A 19,921-nucleotide genomic window follows, 5' to 3' on the forward strand; every position below is an offset into this window, starting at 1 on the left:
ATTAGTTTATGGTTACTTCATCAATAAAGAGCCAGGCTTTGTTACCCTTTCCATTGTGCCATGCAGGGCATGTTTCAACATTTTTAACCTTAACTTTGAAATAGCGGGCATTTATATCTTCCTGCTGAATGCTGAAGCGCTGTCGGGCATAGTTGTTGCGTTGCTCAGGTTCTTTTACGGCTATTTTAACTGCTTTGGTGTATGCACTGCCATCATTTGACCAGCTCACTTCAATATATGATGGGAAGAAAATCCAGTTTTCAGGATTATGCATGGCACCTACAGTGATTTCGTTGGCTGTAACGGCCGTTTCAAAGTCAATCACCATCTCAGCATCGTTGCCTTCAAAGCCCAGCCAGTAACCATCGTTGTGAAAGCGTGTGCCGGCTTCGCCATCGATAAGCCCGGCGGCACCTTTACCTTTGTATTTTGGGTGTGGGGCTTTGGTCAGCTCTATCTTGTGGCCAATGGCTTTGTGTTTAAAGGTTTGTCGTTTTACAGGGATGTCATCAGCACTGGCATATTCCCATTTAAGATACTCAGCTTTTAGTTCTTCTACTTTCCCAGGATATTGCTTGGCCAGGTTCAGCATTTCTGTGCTGTCCGTTGCTAAGTTGACCAAAAACAGCATATCATTGTCGGGGTCGAGTACACCTTTACCGCTCTGGTCCTGCGGATAACCAATCAGCTTCCAGTCGCCTTTGCGTATAGCCCAGCTGCCACCGCTTTTCCATATGAATTGCTCATGTTCACTATTGCTGTTTTTCTCTATGACCTTTCGCAGGCTTATACCTTCCACCTCGGCAGGCAGTGATTTGATATCACAATAGTCGGCAATGGTAGGCAACCAATCGATGTTCAAGGCCATCTGATTGCGCTGTTGCTGCTGTTTAATTTTTTTGGGGTAGCTGATTATAGCTGGCACTCGGATGCCTCCTTCGAACAACGAGAATTTAGACCCTCTGTATGGACCGGCGCTTCCTCCGCCACCAAACGTACGGGTTTCGTTACTGTGGCCATGGTCCGATTGCAGAATAACTATGGTATTATCTCTTAAGCCTTGCTCATCAAGCGTTTTGATGAGCTGACCAATATATTCATCTATGGTGGATACAAAGGCAGCATAGTCGCGTCGTGGCATATCCATATCCTTATAATACTCGCGCCATTGGCCTTTAGGTTGCAAGGGATAGTGAGGCATATTAATGGCGTAATACATAAAAAACGGTTGGTCTTTATGCGCACTGATGTATTCATTGGCCTTTGCTGCCATCAAGTCGCCAAAATACTCACCGTCATGCCATACCTCTTGACCGTTTTCCCATAAATCGTGGCGGTTAGGACCATTCCAGTAAAAGAAGTGGGAGTAGTTGTCGATGCAGCCTCCCATGTGCCCAAACGAATAGTCGAAGCCTTGACCCAGGGGCCTGGTTTCGGGCGTGTAGCCAATGTGCCATTTACCAATATGAGCCGTTTGATAACCATTAGCTTTCATTATTTCGGCGATGGTTACTTTTTCGGTGGGCATACCGCTATGGCCTGCCTGCGATGATGCATTGCCCGGTAAACCGGCCTTGTGCGGATTTTGTCCGGTTAGCATTGATGCCCTTGATGGCGAACAAACCGGTGCTGCCACATAAAACTGATTAAACTGAACCCCTGATTGTGCCAGAGCATCCATATGCGGGGTGTACAAATCAGTTGCCCCATAGCAGTTCATATCAACCGTGCCCTGATCGTCGGTAAGAATAATAATAACGTTGGGGCGTTTATCTTTACTGCCGGATGCATTAGCATTCATTATTCCGGCAATCATCATCAGTGTAACAATGGCGTGTCGTATCATATCATTTGGCGTTTTGCTGCAGGACAAAAATACGCCGAAGCCACGGTAACGATGATTATTTCTGGTTCAGAAAGAGGGAGAGATGTTCAGAAGCATCTATTCCACATAAATGAGCTTGTCTTGTTGTTCAATGAGTTCACCAAAGCACACAGGAGCTATATCATTTTGCTTTAGCAATTGTTCCACCTCTTCTACTGCAAAGTCTTCAACCGCTATCAGCAGACCACCGCTTGTTTGCGGGTCGCACAGTGTGTGTCGGTAGGTTTCATCTTTCAATACTACCTGATGGCCATAGCTCAGCCAGTTGCGGCCGGTACCTCCGGGCATGCAGTTTTGATCAATATAATCTTGCAGCATTGGCAGCTTAGGCACCAATTCGTATGCTAATTTAGCCGATAGCTGACTGCCTTCACACATCTCACTCAAATGGCCAATCAGGCTAAAGCCCGTTACGTCTGTCATGGCTTTGACGCCGTCGATAGTCGCTAGCTCAGCTCCCAGCTTATTGAGTTGACTCATGAGTGCAGGTGCAATATGGGCATGCTCATTCTTCAAAATACCTTTTTTCTGAGCTGTGGACAGAATACCAACGCCAAGGGGCTTTGTCAGGTATAGTTTACAGCCTTTAGTGGCTGTATCGTTGCGCTTGAGTTTAGCAATATCAACGCGGCCGGTTACTGCCAGTCCAAAAATGGGTTCAGGACTATCGATGCTGTGTCCACCTGCCAGCACGATGCCCGCTTCTTTGCAGGCTTGTCGTCCGCCATCCATCACTTGCGAAGCCACCTCGGGCGACAACTTATTGATGGGCCAGCCCAATATAGCTATGGCCAGCAAAGGCTGACCACCCATGGCATAAATATCGCTGATGGCATTGGCGGCAGCAATCTTGCCAAAAGTAAATGCGTCATCAACTATGGGCATAAAAAAATCAGTCGTGCTGATAATGGCTGTGCCATCGCCCATATCGTACACCGCAGCATCATCACGACTATCATTGCCCACCAGCAACTTTTTGTCGTGTATAGGGCTAATATTGCTTTTTAGTATGTCGGTTAATACCGAAGGGGCTATTTTACATCCGCATCCGGCACCATGACTATATTGTGTTAGCTTAACTTCTGATAAATTGCTCATTGAATACTTCGATTAAGGTTTTTGCGTTTTTATGTGCATTGGTGTTTTGCATAGGAATAAAACGGATATCATCAGTCATCCGTTTCTCAATCCCTCTTTTGTAATATTTGTCGTAATAGCCAAGTGTGAGCAAGGCAACCTCGTAAAAATTATCATTAGCCAGGTACTCCAGCGCCTTTTTTGATACATCGTTACCCAGGCGCTTTGATATACGCCCAATTGCATTTTCAAGCTTACGCTTATCACCTAAAGCATATTCGTCAACCAGTAAGTGGGCTCTTTCTTCTTTACTGATTTCAACAAAAAACAAAGGTGATTGCCGCATCTTATGAAACAGATGCATGGGAATATTAACATCACCAATGTTAGGGCTTTCATCCTCGACCCATATGGGGCGCGAAAAGTCAAACTGTCGCCATTGCCAGTACAGATTATTCTCAAACTGCTCGGTGGTTGGCTGCTTGTCCATTCCGATGTTTCCAAAAGCCGAACCTTTATGAGAAGCTAAGCCTTCGAGGTCGAGCACCTGGTGCCCCATTTCTTGTATTTGATGCAGAATGTGCGTTTTGCCGCTACCCGTGTACCCGCCCAATAACAGTAACTGGCCTTTGTCAAAGTTATTTTGAGCCTCGCGACGGTAGGCTTTATATCCCTTGGTGATGACATAAACCTTGTTAAAACCATTATCCTTAAGGTGCTGAGCAAAGGCATGACTGCGCATACCGCCCCGCCAGCAGTGAATCACTATATGCTTATCAGGTGCTGCATTCACTGATTCATCAATAAACCACTGTAGCTTAGGTGTAACATACTGGTAACCCAAAGCCACTGCGTCTTCCTGCGATTGCTGCTTATACACAGTGCCCACATGAGCTCTTTCCTCATTGCTAAAAAGAGGAATGTTAGTAGCGTTAGGAATATGACCCTTTTCAAATTCGCCTGGCGAGCGCACATCCACCAACGGCAGGTGACTGTAGCTATTGAGGTATTCTGTTATGCTTATATCTTTTGGCATGGCGCAAAGGTAGTCATTTAGTCTATACCTTGTCATCGCTGTGGTGAAGATGAAGGTTTGATATTGTTTGAATTTCGACACCAAACATGTGGCTCAATCAAACGAGACACAAATAAAGCGATACAAAACAGGAAGTAAATCCCATATCAGAAAATATAACTTTGCAGCTTACGTTATATTCAGCAGTATGTATTTCTTTGCAGTATTACTAACAAACACAAATGAGTATTTATAGCACCACCAAAGCGCTTTTGAGAGCAATTTTTCCAGCATCCCTGCTATTCAGGTTTGAGTACCAGATGAGGTATTGGGTGTATTTAATGTATGCAGGCGATAAGTATGTGTGCAATTTATGCAACAAGCGTGTGCGTGCATTTATTGAAGATGGAGGTGAAAAAATGTGTCCGAGGTGTGGAAGCTTGCAAAGAACCCGCAGGCTATGGCAACAACTCAGTACCAATTATTTATCAGATAATCAGACAGTGCTTGATTTTTCGCCATCGCGCAGTATTTATCGATTGATGAAGAAGCGCAAGCTCACATATATTAGCTCCGATCTTTCAGGCGATTTTATAGCTGATGTAAACTATAATATTAAGGAAATTGACGCAGCAGATGAAAGTTTTGATTTGATAATATGCTATCATATTCTTGAGCACATCGATGATGATGCTCAGGCAATGAGCGAACTATGGCGTGTGCTAAAAAAAGGGGGGACATGCCTTGTACAAACTCCGTTTAAGGCAGGGAGGATTTATGAGGATTCATTGATTACCTCTCCAGAGGAAAGGACGAAACATTTTGGGCAGTCTGACCATTTACGAATATACTCTGTCAGTGGCCTGCAAGAGCGTTTGGAACGGGCTGGTTTTAAAGTGGAGGTTAAAAGGTTTGTTGAAGAACCGGATAATTCCTGTGGTTGGGCTCCCGAAGAATGTATATTGATATGTAAAAAGTAAGGTTAATTGTACCTTAAACCGTTAAGGTGTAAGCTGTTTACTCGTAGGAGCTAGTGTTACGCCCGTAGGAGGGTACTTTACGACTGTAGGAAAGCATCAAATGGCCAGAGTTGTGAAAAAAGACTGATTTGCAGCTTCAAAATGCATAACTACGCCAATGCAAAGCGTAAGTATTATCAAATTATTCCCTGCCAATCAGTCTTTTATTTGAGCTGAGTGGTGAAAAAATCACCTAGTTCAGGCAGATGACTTTACTTCGTATCTTTTAGCAGCAGGGCCACCAGTAAGGCCCGTTCGATTAGGCTGTGCCGTATGATGCGCTCATTGTCCGATGGCAGGTATTCGCCCACTGGACCTAAACCATCAATAATGGGCATGTCTTTTTTGATGTGGCAGATATCTGCCGAGCTCCAGCGGTGTTCTTCACCTATACGCACATCAATTTGCTTAGCCAGTTTACTTACTTTGGTATATAGCTCTTTCGATTGATCCGACACGGCCATGGCAGGTCGTTTAAGTCCGCCTTCAATCTTTACCTGGTAAATCTTGCTGCGCTTCTGTGTGGCTAGTATCTTTTTAATCTTTTTTTCAATTTCATCCAGCACTTCGGGTGAATTATAGCGCACACTAATGCCGGCAGAGCCATAGGCATACTTCTTAAAAATGTTACTCTTATACTGAATGTCAAAAGGTGCAATGATGTTTTTGTTGTCGTTTTGGGATATATCACAGATGGCCGCCAGTGTTTTATTAAAATTCATGGCGGTGAGCGATACATTTTCGGGATTATCCTTTTTCAGCATCTTTGTTTCGAGGCGGTACATGGCCGAACCCGAGCGCGACAGGATGAGGCCTCCCTTTTTTGAGGCGCCACTGAGTGAAATGACCGCTTTGGCCAACTCGGCTTTCTGCTGAATGATGGCTTTAGAGTAACGGCCATCAATGGATGAGTCGGTCACCAGCAGAATACCAATATTCAGTTTCTTCAGGTTGCGCGAGAACTTAAGCGCCTGAAGAGCGGATATTAAAATGGCCACACCACCTTTGCTCTCCCATACGCCGGTACCCTCCAGGTACTGCTCCTGCTCGTGGTAATTCTCGTGTTGTGCCAGTTTAATACGGTTATCCAGTGGTTGAATAATCAGGTAGTCTACCTCCTGGTTAAACGAATTAGAGAAGTACAATATATTACCAACCTCCAGCTGCGGGTATATTTCCTGGGTAAAACCCAACTGGCTTAATTCGCTGCTGATTAGTCCTGAGCAATAGTTTACACCTTCTACATTACGCACATAGGTGTCGGTATCCACCAGCTGCTGCAGTAACTTTTCGGTACGTTGCTGCCGTGTTTTGATAAAGGTGCGCATGCGCGAAGTCTGGTTCGTCCGCCCATTAGCCGGTTGGTTATCAGCTTGTGGCAGTGTATTGGTGAAATACCTCACCGATGCCACATCGAGCATTTTATTCACCAGCGATTCGAAATCGTAGCCTGCTACTTTGGCGGCAGTAGGATAGGAGCCTGTTTCACCAAGGCTGGCCATGGAGTTTATCTCCAGCAGATAGATGTTATCATCTTCATCGAGGCGTATATCAACGCGCGAAAAATCCCTTAGATTGAGTGATTTGAAGGCTTCAATACTCAGTTTCTGCATTTTTTCGGCCAGCTCATCCGAAATGTGAGCAGGGCACACCTTCTTCTTGGGCGTGTGCTTCTTATCATCAACGGTTTGAATGGCATCAGGATCGCCTTCGAGATCAATCTCTAACACCGGAAACGGCTCAACAGGTGAATTCCCAATTAAGCCAACGCAAAACTCGCGTCCTCTGATGAACTGCTCCACCAGTGCCTGCTGACCAAACTCCGTAACAATAAAATGCACGGCTTCTCTAAGGTCATCCTGGTTGTATACCACTTTCAGGCCAAAGGACACACTTTCCATCTTAGGCTTCACAATCACTGGAAATTTCACCGATGACATGTCTTCATCATGGTTGTTAAATACCCAGAAATCCGGAGTTGGCAGTCCGTTATTTTTCCAGATGATTTTAGTTAGCACTTTATCCAATGCCAAGGCATGGCCCGAAGGAGAAGAGCCCACATAAGGTAGTCCCAGCATCTCAAGCATACTTGGGATGTGCGTATAGCGCGATTCGCCTTGTATGCCATAGGCCATATTAAATATCATACCCATCTGCTCACCCTGGTTAACGCGCGGCATAAAGTTTTCGAGGCGTTCAATAATCTGCTTATTGCCATCTAATACAGCCACGTTATGGCCTGCTTTCTCCAGACTTTCAGCCACCTTTTTAACAGTTTTTTCGTTGTAGAACTCTTTGTTCTGCATGCCAAAGGTGTTGATTACACCGCTGATGTCCTTATTGTATATCAGTGCTACTTTCATGTTTTAGTATAATTGTCTTCTGTATTTATGTCAACTATCTTGTTAGTATTCAGTTTATAATCTACTCTTTACTGAGGTCATTGGTGTTTCGATGAGGGGGCTTAAATAATCTCACACATCTTGAGGAAATTTTTCACCATCAACATGCCTTCTGGTCCTGATACTTCGGGGTGTGACTGGAAACCATATATGGGTTTGGTTTTATGGCGAATGATTTCGTTGCTGCAGGTATCGGATGTCGCCAGGCTTTCGAAGGAGGCAGGTAGCTCCGATACATGAAACGAATGACGCTTAACCAGCGATACTTCCGTTGTAGGCAGCCCCTCAAAAATCGGGTCTTCGGGCTTGGTAATGGTAATGAGCTCCTTTTTACCGTGGTATTCAGCCAGTTTTTTAATGCGCCCCCGGTAGCTGACTGCAATGATTTCATGGCCCAGGCAGAACCCCAGTACAGGCACTTCAAAATTCATTAATGCCACATAATTAGAGGTGAGGTTGAGTGGCTCGTAAGGATTGCCTTTGCCACCTGATAAAATAATGCCCTTAATCTGTGTTTTGGCAGATAAGGTAATGGGCTGATTATGGTCGAAAAAGACGTAATCAAAATCCTGCTCCGAAAGAAACTGTCGTTTGAATTTCTTTATAAAAGCACTCTGGTTGTCGATGATTAATAGCATATTAAATCACTGCTTATCAGTAAATATTAAACCATTTTGGCGCGATAATTTGCGTACCTAAAATACGGTAAAAAACGATAAGATGCAGTCACTGAATGAAAATATAATACGCGTGTTTGCTGGCCTTTATTCAGTATTGTAACAGCAATTGATGAATAGGTATTTGAATACTGCCGTAGAAATAAATGTGGTGGTTGCAGGTAAAATGGAAGATGTAGAGATGGCAGTACCTCGCCAATAAAAAAAGCCGCACAAGGCGGCTTTTATCTACTAACAGAAGTATTTTTTACTTGGTGTATACACGGTTTTCCTGCTCGGCCACACGTATAAAAGTAGTACGCTTGGTCAGCTCTTTAAGCTGTGATGCACCCACATAGGTACAGGTACTACGCACACCTCCTAAAATATCCTGAAGTGTGGCTTCAACCGGACCTCTGTATTCTACTTCAACTGTTTTACCTTCGCTGGCACGGTATTCAGCAACTCCCCCTGCATGCTTATCCATTGCTGTAGCCGAACTCATACCATAAAACTGCTTGTATTTTTTGCCGTCGATGTCAATCACCTGGCCACCACTCTCATCGTGTCCGGCCAGCATACCACCCAGCATCACAAAGTCGGCTCCGGCACCAAAGGCCTTGGCCACATCGCCTGGTACGGCACAGCCACCATCACTGATAATCTGTCCGCCTAAGCCATGAGCTGCATCGGCACATTCAATAATGGCTGACAACTGTGGATAACCAACACCCGTTTTCACACGTGTGGTACATACCGAGCCCGGCCCGATACCTACTTTTATAATATCAGCACCAGCCAGCAATAGCTCTTCCACCATTTCGCCGGTAACCACGTTACCTGCTATAATCACTTTATCGGGAAAGAGAGCACGTGCTTGCTTGACAAATGCTACAAAATGCTCGGAGTAGCCGTTGGCCACATCGATGCAAATAAACTTCAGCTTTGGGTTAGCCTTGAAGATGCTAACAACCTTATCTAAATCGTTGGCACCGGTACCGGTGCTCACTGCAATGTAGTTCTCAATACCTTCAGGAGCATCAGCCAGAAACTGGTTCCATTGTTCCAGGGTATAGTGTTTGTGAATGGCTGTGAAAAGCTCATTCTCGGCCAGTTTAACGGCCATCTCAAAGGTCCCTACTGTGTCCATGTTAGCAGCCATAATTGGCACGCCTGTCCATTCAATGCTGGTATGCATAAATTTAAAAGTGCGTTGCAGGTTTACCTGTGAACGGCTTTTTAGCGTTGAACGCTTAGGTCTGAACATGACGTCTTTGAATCCCAACTTAATGTCGTATTCTACTCTCATCTTACTAATTCCTTTTTTTGATTACAGACAAAGATACATCAATATTCTCAATAAAAGCAATGGCGCCTTTATCGAAGCTGAATAAAATGTGTTTACGTTCGAAAGTAGAATCAGAGACTGTGGTTTGGTGAGTATTTAAGTAGTTGTTAAGAAGTGATTTATGGTTCTATTTCTTTAAGTATTTTTTCTACTTCTTCTTCTGTTTTGTGCAGTTTGTCCTTACAGCTTTTTATAAGTGCACTCACCCGTTTAACCTTCGCCGACAGGTCATCCACATCCAGTTCTTCGTTTTCAATCTGTTGCAGTATGTCCTCAATTTCACTAACGGCCTCGTTGTATGTGAGCTTCTTTTTTGTCATTGCTATTAGTTGTTTTTAATCTGCAATAAAGGTAGTGTAAAATAAAATGTGCTGCCTTTTTCCAATTCACTTTCTGCCCAGATGGTGCCTTTATTTATCTCTACAAACTCTTTACACAACACCAGGCCAAGACCGGTACCTTTTTCATTCAGCGTGCCTTTGGTGCTGAAAGTGGAGTCAACCATGAAAAGCTTCTCCAGGTTTTCCTGTCTGATGCCAACACCTGAGTCGGCTACCGACACTTCAATCATATCATTTTTAGCACTGGCTGTGACATAGATAACACTACCCACGCGTGAGAATTTTATGGCATTGCTAATCAGGTTTCTCAATATGGTGTTGTATAGGTTTTCATCGGCCCAGGCTACCAGGTTACGCTCTATTCTGGGACTGATGACGATATCTTTTTCTTCGGCGTTTAACCGAAGCAATGATACAATGTTATGCGTTTGAATGGAGATGTCGAGTTGTGTAGGTTTGTATTCGGTGGTACCCAGCTGTGTGCGCGACCATTGTAAAAGGTTTTCTACCAGCCCCAGCAGACGCTTAGTGGAGTTGTGAATAATCTGGGAGTATTCAACCACCTCCTTTGTGTTTTTCGACTCAGCATTGAGCGTCAGCATTTCAGCGAAGCCCATTAGTGAACTGAAAGGACTCTTCAGGTCGTGGGCAATAATGGAGAAGAACTTGTCTTTTGTGGCATTCAGCTGCTGTAGTTCCTTGTTCTTTTCTTTCAGTAAGCGCTCTGTTTTACGCCGGCTGCGGAAGCTTAAAAACAAAACAACTACCACCATTAACAAAAAGCCCGTTATTATCAGGTAGGTTGTCCGGCCAGTTCGCACTGTTGCCAGGCTGGCAGACTTGTTGAGGTTATCCTGTTCGAGCTTCGATATTTGCTCTTCCTTATTTAAGAGTTTATAGACGGCTTCCATGCGGGCACTGCTCAGCATGGCCTGCTCATCGGTGATGGCTTCTTTAAGTTCGGCGTATTTCGTTTTGTAATCTAATGCATCTTTATAGTTGGCTTGCTGGCTGTGCCATACAGACATACTATTGTAACAATCAGCCAACAGCGCTTTTTCATCCAACTCTTTGGCAAGATTTGTGGCTTTCGTCAGGTAGTCATTGGCCTGTTGATAGTGTTTATTGGTTAAAAGGGTTTGCCCCAGGTGTAAATACGTTTCGGCCTTTAGCGAAGGATCATTGAAGGTGAGCATCAGTTTAAGTGCTTTCTCAAAATAGGAGATGGCTTTGCTGTACTGTTCACCATTTTGGTGGGCACGCCCTATGTTAACATACGATACAGCTATCTTTGAGCTGTCACCCTCTTGTATCAGTATATTTAGCGAAGTCTGGTAGTTTTCAATAGCTTGTAGGATATTGCCCAACTCGAGGTGTACCTCACCCAAATTATTGTAACAGCTGCTTATCCCATCTTTATCATCAAGCTGACTGTATATCGCTAAGGCTTCCTGGTAGTTGCGAATGGCCGCTTCGTTATTGTTTAAAGCGCCGTTGATGTTGCCAATGTTATTGAGCAGCACTGCACGACTTTTGGCATCGCTATCCAGCTGGTTTAACTCCAAGGCTCTTTCCAGACAAATCAGTGCTTCATTGTATTGAGCTAAGGTATTTAGTACAACCCCTTTGTTGGTGAGTCCTTTCCTGATTAATACTGTGTTATCAATTTTCTCTCCCACGGTAAGCACCATGTCAAAGTGTTCAAGTGCCTGTGCATAATTGCGCAAATACCAATACATTGCCCCCAGGCTATTGTAGGTGTTACCTAACTTTTCAAGATTATTAGTTGAAGTAAATATGTCTTTTGCCCGGTTAAAATGCTCAATGGCCAGCTCATTCTGGTTATTGGCATTCTCAATCCATCCCAGGTATTCTTCTGTTATACCAACGTTGTTTTTATCGGTGCTTGCAGCTTTGTAGGTGAGGGCATTATTGAGGTATTCCTTGGCCGTATTGTATTGCTTGTGGTTAAAAAGTGCCAGACCTGCTTTATGATAGACATCAAATTTAACAGATGTGTTTGGTTCATTGACAATGGCTGATACTGCTTGTTCGCAAAGTGAAATGACTTCGTCTTGTTCCTGAGCTTTTTCGGCTTGTTCAATATACTGAAAAGCTGTTTCTTTATTCTGCTGGCTATGGGCTGAAAATGAGCAGTTAAAGAATAAAAGTATGCAGCCTGTAATGGTGTAAAGTGACTTAAATGGTAGCTTGGTGGTCATCGACATGTGTTAAGGCAATAAAACAGGCTACAAAATATAAAAAGCGTATAATAAAACGTTATTTTTTTTGAGTTATTTTTTCGATGCGACTGATGATTTTACCTTCGTGCACTTGCGTTAATAGCTCGTCGCCAACGTTTAAGCTTTCCAGTTGCTTCACCAGCTCGCCGCCCCTGTATGTTAGCGAATAACCTCTTTTAAGTATTTCATAAGGATCGCTTAGTTCAAGCGTCCTTTCTGCCAGTTTAAGTTTTTGTTGCTGATTTTTGAAATAGGCACTTGTTTCGAGCTTTAAGCGTTTTGATTGAAACGCCAGGTTCTGATGACTACCCCTCAGCTGTTTTTTAGTCAGGTAATGAGCCGATTCTTTTACATGAGAGAAGAAATTGACCTGCTTGTCGAAGTAACTTTTGACGGCAAATTCGAGGCGGTGAGCTGCGTCTATCTGAAATTGCTTGCTGGTACTGATGGCTTTGTTAACAACCGGCTGAAAACGCTGCGCTGCCAATTCCAGTCGGTGCGATTCGTTCAGCAAAAGTTGAGATGTTTCGGCTACAAAATGCTCTTTCAGGTCAGACAGGTAGGCATCAAATTGCGTAATACGATCGATAATGAACTCGGCTACTGCTGTAGGTGTCTTCAGACGCGTGTGTGCCACCATATCGGCAACAGATTCATCGCGTTCGTGGCCAATACCTGTGAGAACCGGCAAAGGAAACTGTGCAATATTAAGCGCCAGCATATAACTGTCGAAGCACATCAGATCGGAAGAGGAGCCACCACCACGTATGATAACCACCGCATCAAACGCGTGCTCATGCTCATAGATGCGCTCAAGAGCTGCAATGATTGATTGCTCGGCTTCATCACCCTGCATAATGGCCGGAAATAATTTGTGGTATATTTTATAGCCTTCCGGATTATTGCTCAGCTGGTTGATAAAATCTTCGTAGCCGGCAGCGGTAGGCGACGAGATGACGGCCAGTACCTGTGGAACTTCTGCCAGGTCAACCTCCTTATTCATATCCATCACACCATCTTCCTGAAGCTGTTGAATGACTTCCAGTTTCCGACGGGCAATATCACCCAGTGTGAACGTCGGGTCAATATCCTTAATGTTTAAACTGTATCCATACACCTCCTGAAATTCGACACTCACCTTCAGAAGGACCTTTAAACCGGCGCTAAGCGTTTGCCTGGTAGTGGTTTCAAAGTATGGTTTCAGCATGCGGTAGGTAAAGGCCCAGATGGTGGCCCGGGCTTTCGCTTTGACCTGGTCCGAGTCAGCATCTTTTTCAATGAGCTCCAGGTAGCAATGGCCGCTCCTGACTGTTCGTATTTCGCTGATTTCGGCTATTACCCAATAGGTTGAAGGAAAACGCTCTTTCAGCTCCTCCTTTATATGGGTGTTTAATTCAAATAAACTCAGGTGTTCGCGGGCCATTGTATTAGCGGCTTTTTATCACTTTAACATGTTGCTTCGAGCGATTGTTTTCAATAATGACAATATAAATACCATTGGCAAATGCCGCCACTTCGTTGATAACCATGTTCTTTTGATGCCTGTGCTCTTTGCGGTATTTAATATTACCCAGTATATCAACAATTGTTACTGTAACGTTGGGGCCCGATGAGTTGAAAAGCGTCAGGCGGCTGTTAAACGGATTGGGGCCAACCTTCCATTGGGTATTATCAGCTGGTGCACTTTCAATATCAACGCGATAGGCCTGGTTAAAATCAGGTATGCCATATCCCAACTCGTAATCAGGAGTGTTATAAAGATGTGCACTGTTGATTATCAACTGGCGTATTTCTTCAGCTGTCTTATCGGGCATTGCCTGCCACAAACAAGCGGCCAGCCCGCTAATAACAGGAGCTGAAAAAGAGGTGCCATTCCCTTTACTGATGCCACCACTTGTGTTTTGTACCGCTACCGCTCCTCCTAATGCACTTATTTCAGGTTTCACGCGGCCATCACTCGACGGGCCAAAGGAAGAGAAAGAGGTTCGGGTGCTGTCGGCATTGACTGCACCAATGGCTAAGCAATGTTTGGCATCGGCCGGGGCACCAATATGGTGCCAGCTGTTATTGCCTTCGTTGCCGGCGCTGGTAACCAGTAACATGCCTTTTGATGAAGCCATGTCGGATGCCCGGGATATTCTGCTTGTAGCATTCATGTCAGCATACGAATAACTCTGCGAAGGCGCATCAAACTCGTAATAACCCAATGATGTATTGATGATATCGACCCCGGCACTGTCAGCAAATTCGGCCGCACATATCCAGTAGTCCGGTTCAATGGGATGCTCCGAATGAACGTCTTCGGTGCGCAGCAGCCAGAAGGAGGCATCGGTGGCAGTACCCATGTATTGCTGGTTAAGCTTACCGCCAATAATCGATAGCACATTCATGCCATGGTAATGCTCATTAAAGATATTGGAAGCCGGATTAACAAAGTCTTTGGTGCCCATCACCTGACCATTGTCCCAAAGGTGTTTGGTGAGAGGCAGTTCATTGGCTTTATAGAAACCGGCATCAATAACAGCGATGAGCATGCCTGCTCCCTTTAATCCGTTGTTGTGCAGATGATGGCCGTTGGCTGTGCTAACCTGTAACCACGATTCGCCGTAGGGTGAGTCAAGCGCACTTTTGAGCAATGGCACAACAGGCTCCATCTTTTTGGAGGTGCCGGTACTAATGGCTGGTTTATTTCTTTCAACGGTTTTAATAAATGGCACGCGCTCCAGGGTGTCCATCAGTGCCTTATTGCTGCTGAAAACAATGGCGCCATTCATCCACTTGCTGGTATGTTTTACATCAATGCCATATTTTATCAGGCTATCAATATAAGCCGGATTCACCGGCAAATCACTCTGGTCAACGGCGATGTTCTGTTTGGCTCGTCGCTGAATAGCTCTTATCGATAAGAACTCTTCAGGTCTGTCTAATGAATAGGGAGAGTTGTTTTTGTCAGTAAACGTTATGAAATAGCCATCCTGTGCCATACTGAGAGTAAGGCATAACCATAAAAGTAGTATGGATGAAAGGTATTTCATACGCTTGCTATCTCATAAATTGTTCGGGGTTGTTACCCATTTTTTCCGGGTCCTTCAAGGTGGCTCGCTTCTTTTCAAACTCGGCTTGTTCCTCGGCTCTTCTTTTTTCCAGCACTTCGGGGTTCAATAGTTGTCCGTTGCTGTATTTTAACTGGTAATTGACTTTTCCATCGGCATGATAGAATGTCCATTCACCATCTTCTTTGTCATGCTTGTAGGTGGCATCTATCTCCAGCTGACCATCCAGAAAATAATATAAGTATTTACCATGCAACTCATCATTTACATATTGTGCCTTCAGCATGGGCGCTCCATTCTTAAAGAATTTTAGCCATTCACCTTCTTTTTTGCCGTTTTGCCAGTTAATGACTTCAGCAACAGCTCCGTCCTGGTAAAAAACTTTATACTGGCCATGCGATTGCCCATTAACAAATTCTTCAGTAGCCAGCACAGCCTCTTTTGCAGCGTAATAAGTCCAGGTACCAACTTTGTCTTTGCCCTGGTAATTGCCTTTCGACGTCAGGTTGCCCTCTTCGTTAAATAAGCGCGCCTTTCCATATTCACCATTCTCATCGTAGATAATCTCTAAGCTCATCTTACCATTGGGGTAATAACGCGTATAGCTTCCTGCCGGTTTATTATTCTTAAAAGTGGCCTTGTATAGCACGGTGCCATCGGTATAGCGTTTTTCCCAGGGGCCTTGCTTCATGCCATTGGCATCCGTCTGGTTGTAATGTGCCGGTATAGGGGCGATGTTTTTCTTTTTAGTCGGAATTTTATTGCCAAACACATCGGTTTGACCGGTGGCTGTAGCTGCTGCTCCCATTAAAGCTATCGAAAGAAGAAAGAACTTCAGTCTCATGTTAAATTACTTTTTATTAATGAAACAATCCTGAGTGAAAATACACTTTAATTGTTACTCAGATTTGAGAATCAGGTTTCAAAAATATAAAAACTTTCATGATTTTGTGGAACACCAGGAGCTATGAAGGGGTTCTTGCATTTAAACCCTTAATTGAGTTTTAACGAACAATCAACCACAGATTAACACTAATTATCACAGATTTCTGTTTTTCGTTGGAAAACTATTTGTGTTAATTGGTGCCATTTGTGGTTACAATACAGAAGTAATTGTTAAATGCGATTGCGGTGGAAGTATGCAAAGGCTCTTTTGAGATGCACGACACAAGACGCAAGAGTAAATTTGCAATAAGCCGCTGCAGTCATGCGCAAGAGTACGACATAGGGCGATTGACGTGGTGTAGTGAATAAACGCCGAGACGCAAAGACGAGGAGGTGTTTTTTTGAAGACGGAAGACGGAAGACACAGTTTATTGAACAGACCCAACAGGCCCTATACCAGCACATTTTAGTATTTAAATGGTATAACAGCCAACTGCAGCTTGGGCAGTTAAACTGGCAATGTGTATCAACCCGTGATTCATATTTATCCATCAACCGCTTAATTCCCTTTATCAATACTTTAGTAATATTTATCAATACTGGCCTTGTGGATGAAACAAAATATCTAATTTAGCATTTGCTAATCGGAAACAACTGCCCCCCTGACCGGGGATAATGTGCGTGTAATAAGGGGCAGTAATCATATAGGAATAATTAATTGTATCTGCATTCAGGTGCCGATACATCGTGATATGTGTCGTTACCTTAACTGTTGGTATGGCAAATATATCGGGTAGTAGGGTGGAGATATGGAGTAGTTGGCAATAATTAAAAAGCAGACGAGTTACCAATGAATAATATAGATAACATGAGGAAATTATTTCTGGACTTAGCTATAATTGGATTTTTAATAATGATGAGTACATCAGCGATTAACGCTCAATTGTTTGAGACTAATGAATTGTATCCCAATACCAATAAGATAAAAGGAAAATATTATAACGGAACAGGAGGTGGTGGATATTGGTCATTGGAATATGTGGATTCGATAGGAAGAATAATTAACAAAGAGAGTTATCATAAAAAGCAATTGATGTCAAGGAATAAAATTATTTACGACGCTAACAATAATAAGATTTTTGACATCCAGACTTTTGATTTTAATAATCCTGAGCGAATTGACACAACCAGATTTGAATATAAATACGCTGATAATCGGATAATATATCAATTTCGTAAACTTTCAGTAAATGATTCGACTGTAATTAAATTGACTGTTAATCAAGGAGACACAATTCTGAAATATCAGGAACAAGCCTTTCATTACAGACCTAAGATGAAAAAGACTGATGTTTTTGAAACAATTTATACACTAAGATACCAAAATGGATTACTGGTTAGTATAAAGAAATTCGATAATGAAAGAAACTCAACTGAAATTAAAAAATATGAGTATTTCGAAAATGGCAGATTAAAACGTAGATCAATTGAACGAATTCCAGAACCCGATATAAAAGTTGTTTATATGGGAGGACCTGGTAGTGATGATGAGTATTACAAATATAAACTTGACTCAGAAGACAGAATTAAAGTTCTCTATCACATTATAAATGGAAAGAAATATAAGATTGCTGTATATAGCTATGAATAAAATTCACTTATTGCTAAAAACCGCAATAAAGCATAGCAGGCGGCAGTGCGGTTTGGCTGGGCATATTGGTGCTAGGGGCTCATACAAAATACTTACAAAGAATGAATATCGACTTTTTATTTTTCATGCCGTTTATTGCTCTAATAGCATACGTCTTCTATCAAGCAATCAAATTATTAAACAATCGATATTTTCGTTCTTATGACAAAGAAGTATTTAGCTATGTAGACCGAAAGGGATTAAACGTGACAGAAGTCTGTTACCCAAATAAACTTGACTGGAAATCAAGTCCCTTTGAACAACCTTCATCAATTTCTTTTGGGTTTGTATTAATAAATCTTTTTGGTTTTATAACCAGCTGGACAAAAAGAGAATATAGATTAATACATGCAGTAAGTTCAAAAGGTAAAGCAAGACTTTATTGGCTGGAAATTGAGACAACATTTTTCTGTAAACCGGAACTTACCTTTAAAGAAGGCAAGGTTAGAAAAGAAAAATTGAAAGCCAGTAAAAACGTTATAACCAACTTTACTAATTGTCCTGCATGCAATTATGAACTGAATGAACAGGATTTAACTTGCCCTGAATGCGGACTAAATTTTAAATGATAAATGCGGGTCCTGATAGCTAAGCGTTCTGCCCGGTTGCAAAACAGAGACTGCGCGTCCTGGGCAATGCGGGATTGTCGACAAGCGGGTAGGAAACACTGTTTTGAGGATTGGTGTAATTGGAGATTTTAGATTAGCACCATCAGTTGCCATAAACTGATAGGCGATTATTTACAGCAAATTATAAACCGTTTTTTCTGTTCACAAAAAATAATCCTACTTTTAAACATAAACCAGGTGGTGCTTAGGTTTTTAGACAGACTGCCGTTAATGGTAATACAAGAATAACACCATGAAAAAATTAACTTCCGTATTCATAATTATCATCCTCTCGCTGGCTAGCTTATTTGCACAATCCAAAATTGCGAGCACAAACAATGAGAAAGTCATTGAATTTGAATCGAAAATTCTCAATGAGGAAAAAAGAATTTTTATACATGCCCCTAATGATTTTAAATCTAAGTCATATCCCACTATCTATTTAATTAGTTCTGCCCCTAATGATTTTAGAGCGGCTATCTGTCATGGTCAATTCATTGTCGTTGGAATTGAAAATAATGACCCTAAAAAAAGTTTTACAGGACAGTCAAATCGGAATGATTACTTCAACTTTCTGATTAAAGAATTAATTCCTTATGTTGAAACTAACTATACATCAAGCTCCATAAGATTTATTTCTGGACATTCAATTTCCGGAGGTTTTGTAATGGATATTTTCAATCAGTGGCCTATTTCATTTTCATTTTATATTGCGACGAGTCCTACGGTTCATATGCTAAATTCAACAATTGTTAATTCAGCTCTTACGAAACCGACATATTTGTATTTCGACATTGGTTCAAGAGAAAATTATGAGCAATTAGAAGATGCCAATAATGATTTATTTAAAAGATTGAATTCTTTAAATACACAATATCTTAAATTGAAGTATGAAGTGCTAAATGACGAAACACATGAAACTAATCAATATACCGGTTTTTGCAGAGGTTACAATTTCTACAAATCACTTTCAACAATTCCAGATAGTCTATTAAATGAGAATATTCACACAATAGTTGAATATGTCAATGAATTGAATAAACAGTTGGGAAATAAAATTAAAATTGGAGAGTCAGTTTTTATGCCAAACTTACTTATTAACCTGAATGCCGGAAACTTTCTCAATGTGCTTGATGGATTACAGTTTATTGCACAAGAAAATACAGACTTTTTTATTGATGAATCTGATACAATGATTGATATTGCCAATGAGATGAGAAATAAAGGAAATGATTCGATTGCAAGAAAAGCATATCAATTGATATTTGATGAAGTAGAAAGTGAAGTTGCACTTGAAAAGATGAAAGAAATAGATAAGAAAAGGTAAATTACAACCGCTAATAACAAAGCATTCTGCCCGGTCGCAAAAAAGAGTCTGAACGTCCCGAGAAATTCGGGATGGTAATGTAAACTCATTAATTATCGATTAAACACAAAAATCCCGGTAAAACACTGTTTTACCGGGATTTGTTATTATTATCTATCGTTGGTGATAGTCGTTTACTTCACTTCTTCGAATGTAAAAGGTGCTGTATAACAATTGAATACATGTTCGGTGTGCAGGATTGGTACAAATAAATTTACTTTTAAGCAATACTTCAGAACACTAGTGTCCCATTAAAATTGGGACGTTATTAATGATTAAACAAATTTGGCTCATTAAGCCTAAAACGTTCTTTGTCATTTTGAAATTTAGTTC

Annotated in this window: 15 protein-coding genes; 4 read left to right on the forward strand and 11 right to left on the reverse strand. The window is 42.2% G+C overall.

From position 1 onward, the window contains the following. Window position 1: 1 nt before the first annotated feature. The 3 genes from KEM09_RS08915 to mnmH all read right to left on the reverse strand — a co-directional run bounded on the left by KEM09_RS08915 (window position 2) and on the right by mnmH (window position 3,998). On the reverse strand, window positions 2–1,846 hold the full coding sequence (locus tag KEM09_RS08915; RefSeq protein ID WP_212227711.1) for a sulfatase family protein: 1,845 nt from the start codon (window positions 1,844–1,846) through the stop codon (window positions 2–4). A 96-nt stretch (window positions 1,847–1,942) separates the two neighbouring features. Beyond that, a complete protein-coding gene (selD, locus tag KEM09_RS08920) occupies window positions 1,943–2,983 on the reverse strand; it encodes a selenide, water dikinase SelD (RefSeq protein ID WP_212227712.1) in 1,041 nt (346 codons plus the stop codon). After that, window positions 2,961–3,998, reverse strand: coding sequence for a tRNA 2-selenouridine(34) synthase MnmH (gene mnmH / locus KEM09_RS08925; protein WP_212227713.1), 1,038 nt, complete (start codon window positions 3,996–3,998; stop codon window positions 2,961–2,963). Before mnmH ends, selD begins: the two co-directional genes overlap by 23 nt. A gap of 221 nt (window positions 3,999–4,219) precedes the next feature. On the opposite strand from mnmH, the gene KEM09_RS08930 reads away from it, so the two are divergent. Next, window positions 4,220–4,957 (forward strand): methyltransferase domain-containing protein, encoded by a 738-nt coding sequence (locus KEM09_RS08930; RefSeq protein ID WP_212227714.1) that lies wholly within the window; start codon window positions 4,220–4,222, stop codon window positions 4,955–4,957. A 251-nt stretch (window positions 4,958–5,208) separates the two neighbouring features. On the opposite strand, the gene KEM09_RS08935 is transcribed toward KEM09_RS08930, so the two are convergent. The 8 genes from KEM09_RS08935 to KEM09_RS08970 all read right to left on the reverse strand — a co-directional run bounded on the left by KEM09_RS08935 (window position 5,209) and on the right by KEM09_RS08970 (window position 15,883). Further along, window positions 5,209–7,359: an ATP-grasp domain-containing protein gene (locus KEM09_RS08935; RefSeq protein WP_212227715.1), complete on the reverse strand. Its 2,151-nt coding sequence runs from the start codon at window positions 7,357–7,359 to the stop codon at window positions 5,209–5,211. 101 nt (window positions 7,360–7,460) lie between these two features. Then, window positions 7,461–8,036 carry a glutamine amidotransferase-related protein gene (locus tag KEM09_RS08940; RefSeq protein ID WP_212227716.1) on the reverse strand — a complete coding sequence of 192 codons (576 nt, stop codon included), beginning with the start codon at window positions 8,034–8,036 and terminating at the stop codon, window positions 7,461–7,463. A 286-nt stretch (window positions 8,037–8,322) separates the two neighbouring features. Continuing rightward, the gene (locus tag KEM09_RS08945) at window positions 8,323–9,363 is read right to left on the reverse strand and encodes a GMP reductase (protein ID WP_212227717.1); all 1,041 of its coding nucleotides are present in this window, start codon (window positions 9,361–9,363) and stop codon (window positions 8,323–8,325) included. A 158-nt stretch (window positions 9,364–9,521) separates the two neighbouring features. Further along, the gene (xseB, locus tag KEM09_RS08950) at window positions 9,522–9,722 is read right to left on the reverse strand and encodes an exodeoxyribonuclease VII small subunit (protein ID WP_212227719.1); all 201 of its coding nucleotides are present in this window, start codon (window positions 9,720–9,722) and stop codon (window positions 9,522–9,524) included. Window positions 9,723–9,727: 5 nt separating this feature from the next. After that, complete coding sequence (locus KEM09_RS08955) at window positions 9,728–11,965, reverse strand: tetratricopeptide repeat protein (RefSeq protein WP_212227721.1); 2,238 nt, start codon at window positions 11,963–11,965, stop codon at window positions 9,728–9,730. 58 nt (window positions 11,966–12,023) lie between these two features. Next, on the reverse strand, window positions 12,024–13,409 hold the full coding sequence (gene xseA, locus KEM09_RS08960) for an exodeoxyribonuclease VII large subunit (RefSeq protein WP_212227723.1): 1,386 nt from the start codon (window positions 13,407–13,409) through the stop codon (window positions 12,024–12,026). A gap of 4 nt (window positions 13,410–13,413) precedes the next feature. Next, window positions 13,414–15,021, reverse strand: coding sequence for a S8 family serine peptidase (locus tag KEM09_RS08965; RefSeq protein ID WP_212227725.1), 1,608 nt, complete (start codon window positions 15,019–15,021; stop codon window positions 13,414–13,416). Window positions 15,022–15,028: 7 nt separating this feature from the next. Beyond that, entirely contained in the window at window positions 15,029–15,883 is an 855-nt protein-coding gene (locus KEM09_RS08970; RefSeq protein WP_212227727.1) for a toxin-antitoxin system YwqK family antitoxin, read from the reverse strand. 891 nt (window positions 15,884–16,774) lie between these two features. Here KEM09_RS08970 and KEM09_RS08975 point away from each other — a divergent pair. The 3 genes from KEM09_RS08975 (at window position 16,775) to KEM09_RS08985 (ending at window position 19,549) form a co-directional block, all read left to right on the forward strand. Further along, on the forward strand, window positions 16,775–17,575 hold the full coding sequence (locus tag KEM09_RS08975) for a hypothetical protein (protein ID WP_212227729.1): 801 nt from the start codon (window positions 16,775–16,777) through the stop codon (window positions 17,573–17,575). Window positions 17,576–17,676: 101 nt separating this feature from the next. Beyond that, on the forward strand, window positions 17,677–18,183 hold the full coding sequence (locus KEM09_RS08980; protein ID WP_212227731.1) for a hypothetical protein: 507 nt from the start codon (window positions 17,677–17,679) through the stop codon (window positions 18,181–18,183). 292 nt (window positions 18,184–18,475) lie between these two features. Next, window positions 18,476–19,549: an alpha/beta hydrolase gene (locus tag KEM09_RS08985; RefSeq protein WP_212227733.1), complete on the forward strand. Its 1,074-nt coding sequence runs from the start codon at window positions 18,476–18,478 to the stop codon at window positions 19,547–19,549. Window positions 19,550–19,921 lie beyond the last annotated feature (372 nt).

Source organism: Carboxylicivirga mesophila (assembly GCF_018271975.1).
GTDB lineage: Bacteria > Bacteroidota > Bacteroidia > Bacteroidales > Marinilabiliaceae > Carboxylicivirga > Carboxylicivirga mesophila.

What these genes read in the sequence shown, in the direction of transcription:
- KEM09_RS08970 (WP_212227727.1), bottom strand. Translation starts at nt 15,883, where the DNA reads ATGAGACTGAAGTTCTTTCTTCTTTCGATAGCTTTAATGGGAGCAGCA.
- KEM09_RS08975 (WP_212227729.1), top strand. Translation starts at nt 16,775, where the DNA reads ATGAATAATATAGATAACATGAGGAAATTATTTCTGGACTTAGCTATA.
- KEM09_RS08985 (WP_212227733.1), top strand. Translation starts at nt 18,476, where the DNA reads ATGAAAAAATTAACTTCCGTATTCATAATTATCATCCTCTCGCTGGCT.
- KEM09_RS08965 (WP_212227725.1), bottom strand. Translation starts at nt 15,021, where the DNA reads ATGAAATACCTTTCATCCATACTACTTTTATGGTTATGCCTTACTCTC.
- KEM09_RS08915 (WP_212227711.1), bottom strand. Translation starts at nt 1,846, where the DNA reads ATGATACGACACGCCATTGTTACACTGATGATGATTGCCGGAATAATG.
- selD (WP_212227712.1), bottom strand. Translation starts at nt 2,983, where the DNA reads ATGAGCAATTTATCAGAAGTTAAGCTAACACAATATAGTCATGGTGCC.
- KEM09_RS08955 (WP_212227721.1), bottom strand. Translation starts at nt 11,965, where the DNA reads ATGACCACCAAGCTACCATTTAAGTCACTTTACACCATTACAGGCTGC.
- KEM09_RS08935 (WP_212227715.1), bottom strand. Translation starts at nt 7,359, where the DNA reads ATGAAAGTAGCACTGATATACAATAAGGACATCAGCGGTGTAATCAAC.
- KEM09_RS08945 (WP_212227717.1), bottom strand. Translation starts at nt 9,363, where the DNA reads ATGAGAGTAGAATACGACATTAAGTTGGGATTCAAAGACGTCATGTTC.
- KEM09_RS08930 (WP_212227714.1), top strand. Translation starts at nt 4,220, where the DNA reads ATGAGTATTTATAGCACCACCAAAGCGCTTTTGAGAGCAATTTTTCCA.
- KEM09_RS08980 (WP_212227731.1), top strand. Translation starts at nt 17,677, where the DNA reads ATGAATATCGACTTTTTATTTTTCATGCCGTTTATTGCTCTAATAGCA.
- KEM09_RS08940 (WP_212227716.1), bottom strand. Translation starts at nt 8,036, where the DNA reads ATGCTATTAATCATCGACAACCAGAGTGCTTTTATAAAGAAATTCAAA.
- xseB (WP_212227719.1), bottom strand. Translation starts at nt 9,722, where the DNA reads ATGACAAAAAAGAAGCTCACATACAACGAGGCCGTTAGTGAAATTGAG.
- mnmH (WP_212227713.1), bottom strand. Translation starts at nt 3,998, where the DNA reads ATGCCAAAAGATATAAGCATAACAGAATACCTCAATAGCTACAGTCAC.
- xseA (WP_212227723.1), bottom strand. Translation starts at nt 13,409, where the DNA reads ATGGCCCGCGAACACCTGAGTTTATTTGAATTAAACACCCATATAAAG.